The organism is Rhizobium sp. WYCCWR 11128, assembly GCF_013416305.1.
Classification (GTDB): domain Bacteria; phylum Pseudomonadota; class Alphaproteobacteria; order Rhizobiales; family Rhizobiaceae; genus Rhizobium; species Rhizobium indicum.
Genome location: NZ_JACCEZ010000002.1, coordinates 767,762 through 781,913, shown reverse-complemented (window position 1 = coordinate 781,913; position 14,152 = coordinate 767,762). Strand labels below are relative to the sequence as shown.

General features: G+C 59.5%; 14 protein-coding genes. 12 read left to right on the top strand and 2 right to left on the bottom strand.

The window, feature by feature from the left end:
• Positions 1-68 precede the first annotated feature (68 nt).
• The gene (locus HX898_RS11505) at positions 69-1,478 is read right to left on the bottom strand and encodes an XRE family transcriptional regulator (RefSeq protein ID WP_180194702.1); all 1,410 of its coding nucleotides are present in this window, start codon (positions 1,476-1,478) and stop codon (positions 69-71) included.
• A 190-nt stretch (positions 1,479-1,668) separates the two neighbouring features.
• Here HX898_RS11505 and aceA point away from each other — a divergent pair, with 190 nt between their 5' ends.
• From aceA to HX898_RS11445, 12 genes are all read left to right on the top strand, one after another.
• Positions 1,669-2,958, top strand: a complete 1,290-nt coding sequence (gene aceA / locus HX898_RS11500) for an isocitrate lyase (protein WP_180194701.1) — start codon at positions 1,669-1,671, stop codon at positions 2,956-2,958.
• 24 nt (positions 2,959-2,982) lie between these two features.
• Positions 2,983-3,219, top strand: a complete 237-nt coding sequence (locus HX898_RS11495) for a hypothetical protein (RefSeq protein WP_003556636.1) — start codon at positions 2,983-2,985, stop codon at positions 3,217-3,219.
• Between the two features lie 293 nt (positions 3,220-3,512).
• Positions 3,513-4,658, top strand: coding sequence for a GNAT family N-acetyltransferase (locus HX898_RS11490; RefSeq protein WP_180194700.1), 1,146 nt, complete (start codon positions 3,513-3,515; stop codon positions 4,656-4,658).
• Positions 4,659-4,667: 9 nt separating this feature from the next.
• Positions 4,668-5,507 (top strand): MurR/RpiR family transcriptional regulator, encoded by an 840-nt coding sequence (locus HX898_RS11485; RefSeq protein ID WP_281426012.1) that lies wholly within the window; start codon positions 4,668-4,670, stop codon positions 5,505-5,507.
• A gap of 152 nt (positions 5,508-5,659) precedes the next feature.
• Positions 5,660-6,361 (top strand): N-acetylmannosamine-6-phosphate 2-epimerase, encoded by a 702-nt coding sequence (locus HX898_RS11480; RefSeq protein WP_017967087.1) that lies wholly within the window; start codon positions 5,660-5,662, stop codon positions 6,359-6,361.
• Positions 6,358-7,371: a Gfo/Idh/MocA family oxidoreductase gene (locus HX898_RS11475; RefSeq protein WP_180194699.1), complete on the top strand. Its 1,014-nt coding sequence runs from the start codon at positions 6,358-6,360 to the stop codon at positions 7,369-7,371. Before HX898_RS11480 ends, HX898_RS11475 begins: the two co-directional genes overlap by 4 nt.
• Positions 7,372-7,430: 59 nt before the next feature.
• Positions 7,431-8,723: a sugar ABC transporter substrate-binding protein gene (locus HX898_RS11470; protein ID WP_180194772.1), complete on the top strand. Its 1,293-nt coding sequence runs from the start codon at positions 7,431-7,433 to the stop codon at positions 8,721-8,723.
• Positions 8,724-8,776: 53 nt separating this feature from the next.
• Entirely contained in the window at positions 8,777-9,649 is an 873-nt protein-coding gene (locus HX898_RS11465) for a sugar ABC transporter permease (protein ID WP_017990304.1), read from the top strand.
• The gene (locus HX898_RS11460) at positions 9,649-10,458 is read left to right on the top strand and encodes a carbohydrate ABC transporter permease (RefSeq protein WP_138334517.1); all 810 of its coding nucleotides are present in this window, start codon (positions 9,649-9,651) and stop codon (positions 10,456-10,458) included. Before HX898_RS11465 ends, HX898_RS11460 begins: the two co-directional genes overlap by 1 nt.
• The gene (gene ugpC / locus HX898_RS11455) at positions 10,455-11,555 is read left to right on the top strand and encodes a sn-glycerol-3-phosphate ABC transporter ATP-binding protein UgpC (RefSeq protein ID WP_180194698.1); all 1,101 of its coding nucleotides are present in this window, start codon (positions 10,455-10,457) and stop codon (positions 11,553-11,555) included. The genes HX898_RS11460 and ugpC overlap by 4 nt, the downstream gene beginning before the upstream one ends.
• An 11-nt stretch (positions 11,556-11,566) precedes the next feature.
• The gene (gene nagB / locus HX898_RS11450; RefSeq protein WP_180194697.1) at positions 11,567-12,322 is read left to right on the top strand and encodes a glucosamine-6-phosphate deaminase; all 756 of its coding nucleotides are present in this window, start codon (positions 11,567-11,569) and stop codon (positions 12,320-12,322) included.
• A gap of 8 nt (positions 12,323-12,330) precedes the next feature.
• A complete protein-coding gene (locus tag HX898_RS11445) occupies positions 12,331-13,188 on the top strand; it encodes an ROK family protein (protein ID WP_348649447.1) in 858 nt (285 codons plus the stop codon).
• A gap of 93 nt (positions 13,189-13,281) precedes the next feature.
• Here HX898_RS11445 and HX898_RS11440 read toward each other — a convergent pair whose 3' ends face one another.
• Positions 13,282-14,151, bottom strand: coding sequence for a LysR family transcriptional regulator (locus HX898_RS11440; RefSeq protein WP_180194695.1), 870 nt, complete (start codon positions 14,149-14,151; stop codon positions 13,282-13,284).
• Position 14,152: the final 1 nt, after the last annotated feature.

Below are 14,152 nucleotides of genomic sequence, written 5' to 3'. Positions count from 1 at the left end.
CGACGCAGACTAAGAAGGAATTTCACAGCCCACAAGCGCAAAATCCTGCGCCCTCAATGATTTCACAATCACTGGAAATCGAAGGCGCTAAGGCCTGCCACCATCTCGTCGAGCCCGAGCGGTCTCGTCACCGGCGGCTCGGCCCGGGAAAGGCAGCCGCGGCGCTCGCAAAGGCGACAGGCCGGACCGATCGCGACCGGATCGAGCGCCATCGCCTGCCCGTAGACCACGCCCTCGCCAAGGGCAGCATCGCAGCCGATCAGGATCGCGGTGCGCCTGACCCTTTCGCCGAATTCGACGCTCGGTCCCTCCAGCGTGCGGGCGACCGTCAGGAAGGATGCACCGTCAGGCATGACGACCGTTTCGGCGAGGATCTGGCCCGGCTGCAGGAAGGCGGCATGGATATTGAGCTTCGGACAGCCGCCGCCGAAACGGGCCTGCGGAAAGCCCTGGGCGCCGGCCCTGCGCAGCCGGTGGCCGGCGGCATCGATTTCGATCAGGAAGAAGGGAATGGCGGCCGCGCCTGGGCGCTGCAGCATGGCAAGGCGTGCAGCCGCATGGCCGAAAGAGACGCCGAAGCGCGCACGCAGAATATCGATATCGTAGCGCGTCGCTTTCGCCGCCGAAAGAAAGGCCTCGTAGGGCATTGCAAGTGCCAGCGCGGCTATGCGGGCAAGCTCAAAACGGGCGATGCGGCGCGCCTCGGCGGAGGAGAGCGAGAGATCGGCGAGTTCGGCATCGATTGCCGGCAGCAAAGCGAGAGTCGCGGCCTCGATTGATATCTCATGCGCACGGTCGGCCTGTGACAAGCGCTCCGAGATGAAAAGCCGCATCGAATGGCGATCGAAACGGCGTCGCAGATCCGGCATGACATGGACGGGCAAGACACGCACCGCGATGCCGCGCTCGGAACGCAACCAATCCTTCAGCCCGGCGGCAAGATCGAGGCCGCCGGGGAGCGTTGCGGCAAAGGTTTCCGCCGCCGTCTCGATCCGTCCGAAATAACCAGACCGGCGCTCCAGCGTCTCGCGCACCTCGTCCAGCGGCAAGCGGCCGGCGGCGACCGGCGCATGCCCTTCGGCGGCCATCAGCGCCGTCAGATCGGACAGCCTTGCGGCCTGCTCGCGATAGGCGCGATAAAGCTTGATCATGCCGCTTGCGGCATTGGGTGCCGCCTCGGCCACCTCCACCAACTCCTGATCACCCGGCAGCTCGCCCGACAGCAGCGGATCGGCAAAGACCTCCTTGAGCTGGCCGAGACTGCCGCCGGTCTGTCCCCGCAACTCTTCCAGATCGACCCTGTAGACGCTTGCAAGCTTGAGAAGGAGTTGCACCGTCAACGGCCGCTGGTTGCGCTCGATCAGGTTCAGATAGGACGGCGATATTTCAAGCGCTTCGGCCATGGCGGTCTGCGTCAGCGCCAGCGCATTGCGGATGCGCCTGACTTTCGGGCCTGCGAATATCTTCCGTTCCGCCATGTCACACCCTTTGACAGGAAGGAGCGCTCATATTTACAAAATTTTACAAATTCACAGCGCCGCTCTGTCAATCCTCCTCATCTTAACCTCTTTCCATCCAGGAAATCAAAGGTTTTTCTGGTCACAGCGCGTCATATTGTCAATCTTGTCACGCAGCACCTTTGTCGGGGCTTTTAGTGAGGAGAGCAGCATGACCGATTTTTACAAACTTGTCCCCAACACATCGGCTGGTCGTTTCGACGGCATCGAGAGACCCTACTCGGCCGATGACGTGCAGCGGCTGCGGGGCTCGGTGGCGCTGCGCCACACGCTGGCAGAAATGGGCGCGGACCGGTTGTGGCGGCTTCTGCATCAGGAGGATTTCGTCAATGCGCTCGGAGCACTTTCCGGCAACCAGGCCATGCAGATGGTGCGCGCCGGGCTGAAGGCGATCTATCTCTCCGGCTGGCAGGTGGCGGCCGACGCCAATACGGCATCGGCGATGTATCCCGACCAGTCCCTCTATCCGGCCAATGCCGGTCCGGAACTGGCCAAACGCATCAACCGCACGCTGCAGCGCGCCGATCAGATCGAGACCGCGGAAGCCCAGGGGCTTTCCGTCGAGACCTGGTTCGCGCCGATCGTTGCCGATGCGGAAGCAGGTTTCGGCGGACCGCTCAACGCCTTCGAAATCATGAAGGCCTATATCGAGGCCGGCGCTGCTGGCGTTCACTTCGAGGACCAGCTCGCCTCGGAGAAGAAATGCGGCCATCTCGGCGGCAAAGTGCTGATCCCGACGGCCGCCCATATCCGCAATCTCGACGCCGCGCGGCTTGCCGCCGACGTCATGGGCGTTGCGACGCTGGTCATCGCCCGCACCGACGCGGAAGCGGCAAAGCTCTTGACGTCAGACATCGACGAGCGCGACCAGCCCTTCGTCGACTATGATGCCGGCCGTACGGTCGAAGGTTTCTATCAGGTGCGAAACGGCATCGAGCCCTGCATCGCGCGCGCCGTCGCCTATGCGCCGCATTGCGATCTCATCTGGTGCGAGACCTCGAAACCGGACCTCGATCAGGCGCGGCGCTTTGCCGAAGGCGTGCACAAGGTCCATCCCGGCAAGCTGCTCGCCTATAATTGCTCACCTTCCTTCAACTGGAAGAAGAACCTCGACGAGGCGACGATCGCACGGTTCCAGCGCGAACTCGGCGCAATGGGCTACAAGTTCCAGTTCATCACGCTCGCCGGCTTCCACCAGCTGAACTACGGCATGTACGAACTGGCGCGCGGCTACCGGCAGCGGCAGATGTCGGCCTATTCCGAGCTGCAGCAGGCGGAATTCGCCGCCGAGGCCAATGGCTATACCGCCACCAAACACCAGCGCGAGGTCGGCACCGGCTATTTCGACGCCGTGTCGCTCGCCATCACCGGCGGCCGGTCGTCGACCACGGCGATGCACGGCTCGACCGAACATGCGCAGTTCAAGCCGGCTGCGGAATAAATCGAAGAAGAGGAGAAGAAGAACATGGCATCCATTACACGCGTCAGGGAACGGGCCGAGGAGCAGGCGACCAGCATGAGCGAGGATCAGCAGACGACGATCCGCATGCTCGCCAACGACCTGCATCGGCTGAACCAATCGGTCATGAAGGCCGTCGAGGCCGGTGTCTCGGTCGAACTGGTGCGCTCGGCCCGTCATCACGGCGGCGACGGCCACTGGGGCGACCTGCTGATCCCCGTCGTCGTCACCAACCGACATTGACGAAGAGCGGCCAGTAGCGGGGCCGATGACGTCGGCCCCATTTCTCAATCAAAGCGCCTGCGCGTCAGAGAGACGCGTGGGCGCTCATCGTTTTCGAAAACTCATCCCGATCTGGGGCTTGCGCGCCGGGTCGCACGATGCGTGGTCACAGTGCCGCATCGGTTAACCTTTGCCGGATCGAAAATTAAGGACCGTTCAGATCAGCTGGAGTGGCCCTCGACAGCTCCGCATCGCTCATATAAAAATATTTTTCAGAGCTTCAATTTTTCTGGCAATTATCACCAAGGCGAAACATGACATCACGTATTGCAGCAACACAAGATGCGGATTTCATCGTAGAGGCCTACGCAACGTCCTTCGGGTTTAGGGTGCAACAGACTGAAGCCTATGTGGGCAAGGTGGGCCTCGAAAATTTCTATATCGCCGACCATGAGGATAGGCCGGCGGCGGTCTTCGCTCTCATCGCCACCGGGCACTGGTTCGGTGGTAGAGCCGTGCCAGCATGCAACATTGCACATGTGGCCATTCTACCCGAATATCGCGGCCTGGGTCTCGCAGATGCCATCCTGGAGGATGCAGGTGCGATCGCTGCCAGCAGAGGCGCCCTCCTGACAACCTTGTTTGCATCAACCCGCCCCGTCTATCGGAGAGGCGGATATGAATTGGCCGGATCGGAAATTGTCTACGAAGCGGAAACGTCAGAGCTTTATAAAATCAAGGAAAAGTACCATTGCCGTCAGTTGACGCTGCCTGCCGCGCTGGCGACCTTAGCCTCTATCCATGAGCGACAATGCGTGGTGGAGGCAGGCAATCTGCAGCGTAGTGCGGCACAATGGTCCCTTCTTTTGACGTGGCCGGATCCCGCGACATCCATTTACGTCTTCGACAGTGACGAGGACGTTGCATATGTGATCATCGATACGAGCAATCCCGAATGTATGATCATCCGGGATTGGGCGGCGCTGTCGGGACGGGCGGCTCGGTGCATATTGCGGTTTTTGGGGACATTCTCGACCGTATACCCGCGGGTGCGGTGGCACGGTTCGGCGCAGGACAAGTTGGTTTTCGCGATGCCGGACAAGGGATGGCGTCTCGTCCATCAGGAGGAGTTTCTAATGCGGGTCCTTTCCGCAAGGGACGCGCTTCTGGCGCGTGGCTACAACTCAGTGACCGAACAGGTCACGTTGGAGATAATGAAGGGCGATCAGGTCGAGACGCTATCGCTCTCCATCGAAAACGGCACACCGTATTGCCGAACGCATGAAGCCGGCTCACCCATCGTGAAAATCGCAAGTGAACATCTTGCAACTCTCTATAGCGGCTTTCGCTCCGCGAGTTTTCTTGCAAGAGCGGGGTGGATAAACGGTGATCGTGATGGCGTAATGGCATGCGACCGCATATTTTCCGGCCCGCCCCCCTGGGTCGGAGAACATTTTTAAGGACATCACGTGAATCCGACACCGCATATGGCTCTCGTTGCGAGTATTCGCTCCCGCGCTCCGAACATGACGCGCGCGCTCCAGCGTGTCGCAGATTACACGTTGGAAGACCCGCAGGCGGTACTTTACAAAAGTATCACCGAGCTTGCAGAAGACGCGCAATCCTCGGAAGCCAGCGTGATGCGGTTCTGCCGTGAACTGGGATTCACTGGGTTCCAGAATTTCAAGCTGGCTTTGGCGCAGGAGTTGGCTACACAGAGCCAAACCAGCGTCCCGATATCAACGGGAGATCCGGTTCAGAACCTTGTGGAGACCGCAAGAACGGCCCTCGATGAAACCGAGCGGCTGCTCGACCGTAGGATAATACAAGCCGTTGCCCAGGAATTGCTGCAGGCAAAACATATCGAGATTTTTGGCGTCGCCGCTTCGGCGATCACAGCGCAATATCTGGAATACAAGCTCGCACGCCTGGGTGTGCATTCCCACATCGCCCGCGACGCGCATCTGGCAACGATGGCTGCTGCCACCTCAAATCCCGCTGATGTCTATTTCCTGATTTCAAGTTCGGGCTCGACCCTTGATACGGTCAAGATTGCCGAGCTTGCGCATGCGAGGGGCGCACGCGTGATCGGGATCACCAATCGATCGAAAAGCCCGCTGGCAGCCACGTGCACGCATGTGCTGTTGGCATCCTGGCCGGAGACACCGCTTACGGGGGGCGCCTTTCCCTCGAAGATCAGCCAGTTACTGATTGTCGATGCTCTGGCGTCCTATATGACGATGGCTGAGCCGGACCGCCTTATTACCATTCTCGACACCGCCCAAAGCGTTACCGACCGCAACATTTAAGACCCCTGCGTAAGACCCCTGCGAGCGCGCTTTTCGCCGGGTTGTTTTTTTGCTCTTACGGTTTGGCGGAAATTTTCATCATAAATAATTTCTTGACGGTTTATTTCACTATGATACCGTGACCTCGAATTTGAGACGAAGGGTATTGGAACTTGAGCATCCTTGAAGCCTTGCGCGGAACACTTGCCGTTTCCTGTCAAGCGGCTGACGGCAGCCCCTTGCAGCCGACAGATCACATTGTGGCACTTGCCAAGGCGGCGGTGTTGGGCGGCGCGAAGGCGGTTCGTATCGAGGGCGTCGCAAATGTGTCCGCCGTGCGAAATGCCGTCAGCGTCCCCGTCATCGGCATTACCAAGATCGAGCATCCGGATTCAGAGATTTACATCACACCGACGCTGGAAGACGTTCGCCAGCTTTGCGAGGCGGGCGCAGACATTGTGGCGTTTGACGCCACGGCGAGACCAAGACCCTGCAGCGTCGCTGCCCTTGTCGAGGCGGTGCATCAGGCGGGCCGGATCGCCATGGCCGATATCAGCACCTTGGACGAAGGGCGGGCGGCGGTTGCCGCAGGTGCCGACTTCGCGGGCACGACCCTGTCTGGATACACGCCCTATTCGCCACAGACCGAGGCGCCGGATTTTAAGCTGATGGAAGATCTTTTCCGCGCGGGCATCCCGTTTGTGGCCGAGGGCCGCATCTGGGAACCCACCGATGCACGCAGAGCCATCGAATATGGCGCAGCGTTTGTCGTGGTCGGTTCTGCCATCACCCGTCCGGATGTGATCACGCGGCGGTTTGCGGATGCCGTGGCCGGTGCGCGCACAACGCCTGAATTCAATGGAGAAAGCAGATGACAAGGAAATTTCGCGTTGCCGTGATCGGAGCCGGCTTCATGGGTTCGATGCATGCTTCGATTTTCGCAAACGAACCCCGCGCTGAACTCGTCGCCGTCGTCGATAGCGACATCGGACGCGCCGCTGCGCTGGCAGGTGAGTTGCGCGGCAACGTCAAAGCCTACAGCTCCCATCTGGAACTGCTGGCTGGCGAAGAGCTTGATCTGGTCAGTATCTGCACCCCGGATCACCTTCATCTCGATCCGGCGCTCGCCATGGCGGCGAAAGGCATAAATCTCTTCGTTGAAAAACCGATCGCCTCGACCATGGAAGATGCAGCCCAGATCGTCGCGGCGTGCAAGGCGGCGGGCGTCAAGCTGGGGGTCGGCTATCTGCTTCGGTTCGACCCACGCTACTACAAGGCCCGCGAACTGATTACGTCGGGCAAGATCGGCACGCCTATTCACATCTATGCCCGCCGCAACAGCGCCAGAACCGAAGGCCCCAAGCGATACGGCGGCACCTTGCCGCTCGCACTGCATGTCACAGTGCATGATGTCGACATGGTGCTTTGGATGCTCGAGGGTCAGACTCCGGTTTCCGTCTACGCCCAGCAGACTGACATTCTCCTCGGATCGCTCGGCACGCAGGATACGATCGCGGCGGTCGTACGCTTCTCGGGCGGAACCGTCGTGACGTTTGAAAGCGCCTGGTCATTACCTGCCGGCGCTCGTCACATGATCGACGCACGCCTGGAACTCATCGGCACCGAGGGTTCGTTCGAAGTGCAGTGCGGCGATAGTGGCCTTTATTTCGCAGACAGCCAGACATCGCGCGAGATCGACACCCAGCATTGGCCGACCGTCGAAAATCGGGTTGGCGGCGACCTCAAGCTCCAGCTTGCCAGCGTTCTCGAATGGCTCGACGGCGGCCCCTCTCAGGTGGCCAGCGGCGAGGAAGCCATTCGCTCGTTGGAATTGACCCGAGCCCTCATCCGCTCGGCGGAAAGCGGCGAGGTGGAGAGACTCTAGCGCATCATCGATCAAGCAATTCAATGCAACGCATGGATAGTTCAAAAAAGGGGAATGACATGAAACGACGCCAACTACTTGCACTCACGCTTGCACTTGTGACCTCATCGGCCTTGCCGGCAATGGCTGAGAACGCCGATCAGCCCTATGCGGGAACGCATATTGCGGTTCTGATGGAAGGCCACCCGACAACCGACGGCATTCAGAAGCTGTTACCGGAGTTCACCAAGGAGACCGGCATTGAGGTGGAACTCGAGGTCATCCCGGAATCCGACATCACAGCGAAGATGCTCCTGGAGTTCTCCTCCGGCTCTGGCCGCTACGATGTCGTCCAAAACAACATCATCTATATTCCGGGCTTCGTTAAGGCCGGCTATATCGATCCACTCGACGATCTGACGAAAAAGCTGCCCAAACATCTGGACCGCGCCGATTTCGTGCCCGGCTACCTCAACACGAATATTGTCGACGGCAAACTTTACGGCCTGCCGGTTTACGGCGAGAGCACGTTCCTGATGTATCGCAAGGATCTGTTCGAGCAATACGGTCTCACCCCGCCGAAGACTTTTGACGAGGTTATCAGCGCCGCCAAGACCATCAAGGAAAAGTCCAACGGCGAGATCGCAGGCATTACCATGCGTGGCGCCCAAGGTATCCAGAACGTCTATGTCTGGGCGGGCTGGCTGTGGGGTTACGGCGGCGAATTCCTCACCAAGGATGGGAAATCAGCCCTTGGAACGCCAGAGGCCGCCGCCTCGCTCGATGCTTTTGCAAAAGTCCTACGCGACTACGGTCCCGTCGGTGCTGCCAATTTCGGTTGGGAAGAAAACCACGTTCTGTTCCAGCAGGGCAAGGCCGGCATGACAATGGATGCAACGGTCAACGGAGCATTCAACGAGGACCCGGCTGTGTCGTCAGTGGTCGGTAAGGTTGGCTACGTGCCGGTTCCCAAACAGACCGACGCATTGAAGGGTGGCTCATCGTCCCTCGCTGTGCACAGCCTTTATATCACTTCGGCCTCCGCCCAGAAGGAAGCGGCATGGCTATTTGTGTCATGGGCAACGGCGAAGGAGCAGCAAATCAAGTCGTTTAGCATCGCGCCCAACTCCGGTGTCACGTCTGAAGCTGCGTTGAATTCGGATGAATTCAACAAGCGCTACGGAGCCTTCAAGGAAGCGATGCTGGCTTCGATCAACCAGGGCAATCCGCAATATTTGCCGACTGTCACTGCTGCGAACGAAATCATCAACAATGCTGGTATCGCGGTATCCAAGGCGCTTGCCGGCACCGCTTCGGCAAAGGACGCACTGGCGGAAGCCAACACGGCCAACGACGCAGCACTCGCCCGCTAACAAACGGGCGCCACGTCCGGATTTCCGGACGTGGCTACACTGCGGGGATCATTATGCTCAACGACGCGACAAAGCTTTTCTATCAGCCGGTGATTGCCTTTTTCGGCGCGGTCTCGGTGGTCATCACGATCTATGTCGTGTGGCTGACATTGCACAATATCAGTCTGATGCGGCCAGGGCAGGAACAGTTCATCGGGCTGGACAACTACTTGCGGCTTCTGCTCGACCCACGCGGCCTCAATGCTCTCTGGCGCACGGTCCTCTTCACGGTGCTGGCCACGACCATTGAACTGATCATCGGCCTTTTCGTCGCCTTGCTGCTCGACCGGGAATTCCATGGCAAGAGGATCGCGCGAGCTATCATGCTCGTGCCCATCGTCATGACGCCCATCGTCGTCGGGCTGACATGGCGTTTCATGTTCGACCCGTCGAGCGGTATGGCGAACTACCTCCTGTCCCTGCTTCATCTCGGTCCGGTCGACTGGCTGGGCAATCCAAACGTCGCCCTGTTCTCAGTGATGATTGCCGACATCTGGCAATGGACACCCTTTGTCGTGCTCTTGACGATGGCGTCACTGGAAGCGCTGCCGGGCGATCCGCAAAACGCCGCGCGTGTCGACGGCGCTCGGGAGTGGCAGGTTCTCTGGCACATCACCTTGCCAGCGCTTCACCGCGCGCTTCTTGTCGTCGCCCTCATCCGCGCCATCGACAGTGTGAAGACCTTTGACATCTTCTACATCATGACCCGCGGCGGGCCAGCGCTATCGACGGAAACACTCAATCTCTACGGCTATATTTCGGCATTCACCAATTTCGACATTTCCTACGCCCTGACCGTTGCCATGGTGTTGACGATCTTCACCAATGTCGCGCTGCTGTTGCTGTACAACCTGGCCTTCAAGGCTCAAGCGCGGGGAGCCGTATGATGCGCAAAATGGCCTTCTATATCGCCATCCTCGCCCTCATCGTGGTCGTGCTGTTTCCGCTCTACTGGGTGGTCGTCACATCGGTAAAGACGACGAAGGACGCCTTTGCGATCCCACCGGTCTGGTTCTTCGAACCGACCTGGGAGAACTACCAGCGCGTTCTCAACAATGGCGTCTTCATTCGTGCCTTCATGAACAGCGTCCTTATCTCCATTACGGCAAGCGCTATATCGGTGGCGATCGGTGCGCTTGTCGCCTATGGGCTCGTGGCACAGGAAGAACCGGTGCGCCGCAGCAATGAAAAGTTCGTGCTGAGCCTCAGGATAGCACCACCCCTGATCTTCATCATTCCCACGTATTTTCTGGCCGCGCAGTTGAAATTGCTCAACAATCACTGGGTGATCATTGCGGTCTACGCCTTCATCAATGTGCCCTTTGCCATATCGCTGCTCATCACCTTCTTCGAGGACATACCGAAGGAGCTGCGCGACGCGGCAAAAGTCGACGGCGCACGCGAACTGACGATCTTCTGGAACGTGTTCCTGCCGGTTGCCAAGGGCGGCATCGTCGCGACGATGATCCTGTGTGTGCTGTTTACCTGGAATGAGTTCTTCATCGCCCTCGTCCTGACCGGGCGGGACACCCAGACACTGCCCGTCAGCATCACGTCGTTCCTGACTTTTCAGGGGGTGCAGTGGGGACCGCTGACGGCAGCCGCAACGCTTGTCATGCTGCCGATGCTCGTTCTCGGCATGTTGGTTCAAGGCCAGGTCGTACGTGGCATGTCACTCGGAAGTATAAAAGGATGACCGGCATGATCCAGGCCAGCAAGCAGTCGCTTTCCCTACGGAAAATCACAAAATCCTATGGCCCGATCGCGGTGCTGAAAGGGATTGATGTCGAGGTCGATGAAGGCGAGTTCGTCGTCCTTCTCGGCCCCTCCGGCTGCGGCAAATCCACCCTGCTGCATGCGATCGCGGGTCTGCATTCGATCGACTCTGGAGAAATCGTGATCGAGGGTCGACCAGTGACACACATTCCGACACGGGAGCGCGATGTCGCAATGGTGTTCCAATCCTATGCGCTCTACCCGAACATGACGGTTGCGCAGAACATCGGCTTTCCGCTCCGGATGCGCAAACTCTCGCGTGAGACAATTTCGCAAAGGGTGTCGGAGGTCGCACGCCTCTTGCAAATTGAACCGCTTCTCGAGCGGAAGCCGCGCGAGCTTTCGGGTGGCCAGCGCCAGCGTGTTGCCATCGGACGGGCTCTTGTGCGCGACCCGAAGATTTTCCTCTTTGACGAGCCGCTGTCGAATCTTGATGCGACGTTGCGTGTCGAGACACGCGCCGAGATCAAGAGACTGCACGAGCGCGTCGGAAAGACAATGGTCTATGTGACACACGACCAGATCGAGGCCATGACACTAGCGACCAGAATTGTCGTGATGAACAAGGGCGATATTCAGCAGGTCGGCTCGCCCTATGAGATCTATCACAAACCGGCCAACACCTTTGTGGCCCGGTTCGTCGGCTCGCCGTCCATGCAGTTTATCAGCGGCCGCCTTGTTATGGATGGGACCGCAGTGATCTTCACGGATGGAAAGGATTGGAAACTGCCTCTTCCACTCCCAGGACTTTCCGAAGGCATTTCGGGAGACGTCATTCTTGGTGTGCGGCCGGAACACATAAAGCTGGCCCGTCACGATGAGGAGGGTCATGACGCCATCGTCGACCTGGTCGAGTCGACAGGCCCTGAGGACAACGTCACTTTATCGATCAACGGACAGACGGCGACAGCCAGGCTGGAAACCGGGAGCACCGCCCCTGGGCAGACGATCAAGGTACAGATAGCGGCCGAGAAAGCGTCCCTTTTCGACGCCGCGACTGGACAACGCCTGAATTGAACGGAAAAACCATGGAAATCATCGTCAAGGATACAGTCGACGAAGCCTCTGCCATCGTCGCGGAAATTCTGCTTCGGCAAGTCAAAGAAAAACCGGACAGCGCGCTCGGCTTGCCGACGGGAGCGACGCCGCTTGGGGTGTACGCTTGTCTGATTGAGGACTTTCAAAACGGCCGTGGTTGCTACAATCGTGCCCACGCCTTCAATCTTGATGAGTATCTTGGGATTCCAGGCACCGATACTACATCCTATGCCTTCTACATGCGTGAAAACCTGTTCCGGCACATCGATTTCATGCAGAGAAATATCCATATTCCGGACGGTTCAGCTGCGGATGCGAGCGTGGAAGCCACGCGCTACGAAACGCAGATTGCAGCGCGTGGAGGCATCGACCTGATGTTTCTCGGCCTTGGCCGCAACGCCCACATCGGCTTTAACGAACCGGGATCTCCGCATGACACCCGCACCCGGCGGGTTGCGCTGTCAGCCTCGACGATGGAAGCCAATGCGCGCTATTTCGAGCCGGGCTCACGCCAACCCACGCATGCCATCACGATGGGAATCGGCACTATTCTGGAATCGCGGAAAATCGTTGTTCTGGCGACCGGCATCGAGAAGGCCAGCGCGGTTGCGGCAAGCCTTGCAGGGCCAATAACAGATGCCGTTCCCGGCTCCGCGCTCGCACGCCATGCCCATACGACCATTGTGCTGGACAGGGACGCCGCCCACGAGCTTGATCGCATACTGGCGTTGGAGATTGACGCGTGACGAGGCCGGTGCTTGCCATCGATATCGGTGGAACAAAAACGATGACGGCGCTCGTGTCTGACGCCGAAGTCCTTGAGGCGGTGACCGTTCCAACACAGCGTTCTGACGGACCGGATACCTGGCTCACCAACGCCCACGCTGCCGCGGAGCGTTGGCATGGTAAGTATGATGCAATCGGCCTTGCTGTGACGGGCTTCATCCGCAATGGGCTTTGGTCGGCCATGAATCCTGAGACACTCGGAATACCTGAAAACTACCCTCTGGTCGACAAAACCTCGGCCTTGTTTGGCGCACGCGCCCTTGCGATGAACGACGCTCAGGCGGCGGCGTGGGGCGAGTATCGCTTTGGCGCCGGGTCTGGTGGCGATCTGGTTTTTCTGACCGTATCGACGGGTGTCGGTGGAGGTATCGTCATCAACGGTCGGCCACTTGGCGGTCTCGCTGGGCATTTCGGGCTGATGCAAAGTTTTGGCGGTAGTTCCACCTATCTGGAGGACCAAGTGTCCGGGCGCTGGATGCAGGCAGAAGCGGCGCGACAGGGATTTGGCGCCACGCCCGCCCCCGACATTTTTAACGCTGCGCGGAACGACGAAACTTGGGCGAAAGCGATCGTTTCACGATCTGCGCGTGGGATCGCCATGCTTTGCCGGGATATTCAACTTATACTCGATCCCGCGGAGATTGTGATTGGAGGTGGTGTCGGCCTTGCCGAAGGCTATCTCGATCTGGTTCGCGATATCAGCATTCAAGCCCCCTCCGCCATAAGATCGAACATAGTGCCCGCTAAACTGGCTGCACGGGCTGGAGTTATCGGAGTTGCCGATCTTGCAAGCCGGTTACTTCTCTCAAATGGTCAGGCGAAGTGACAAATTCGCGCTGACCAGCGGTCGGAGGATGTACGCGGATATGCGCTCAGGCGAGCGCGGTGGGCGCTGGTGCGCCGGCTGATGCCATAAGCTTCAGCCGCGGCTCGGTCGTTTTCCGGCGAAGAGATCGGCATAACTTTTGATCAGCTTGGTCATGCGGTCGGCGACCGTGCGGATCTCCGGGCGGTGGCGGTCCTCGGCATTCATGACGATCCATTGCCGGTGGCGCAATTCCGGCAACTCGCCGCCCTGCCGCTGCAATTCGGGATGGAGATCGCCGACGAAACAGGGAAGCACGGTCTTGCCGGCGCCAGCACGCACCAGATCCGGCAGCGAACGCGGCCGATTGACGGTGGCGATGATCGCCATCCCGGCATGGGCGTGCGGCCAGCGCAGATAGGCCGATATCGCCTCTTCCTCGGCGACGGCAATCCAGCGCTCGTCGGTCTCGGCGGCGTTGCGCCTGATATAGACGGCATAGGCCACCTCCCCGAGCAGACGTGCGGCAAGATTGGCCTCCTCAGGCTCGAAGGCGCGAATACCGATGTCGCTCTCGCGATAGGCAAGGCTCGCCCGCGCCTCGCCGATGGTGAGCGAAATGGCGAAGGCATCGCCCGGCATGCGGATTGCGGCGAAATTCTCGGTCAGCAGCCAGGCGAGCCAGGTGCCGGCAGCGACCCTGACGGTCATGGCGCCCTCGCCGGATTGCCGCCACGCCGCCACCTTGCGGGCGGCGGCCTCCATTTCCTGCAGATGGTCGAGCAGCGCCTGGCCATCCTGGGTCAGACGGTATCCGGTCTGGCTGCGCGAAAACAATGCGCGGCCGATCTCCTGCTCGAGATCGAGCATGCGCCGGCCGACGGTCGCAGGACTGAGCCCGCTTGCGGTGCTTGCCCCCGTCAGCCCGCCGAGCCGGGCCACCTGCAGGAAAAGCTGATAGGAATCCCAACTCGCGTTTTTCATG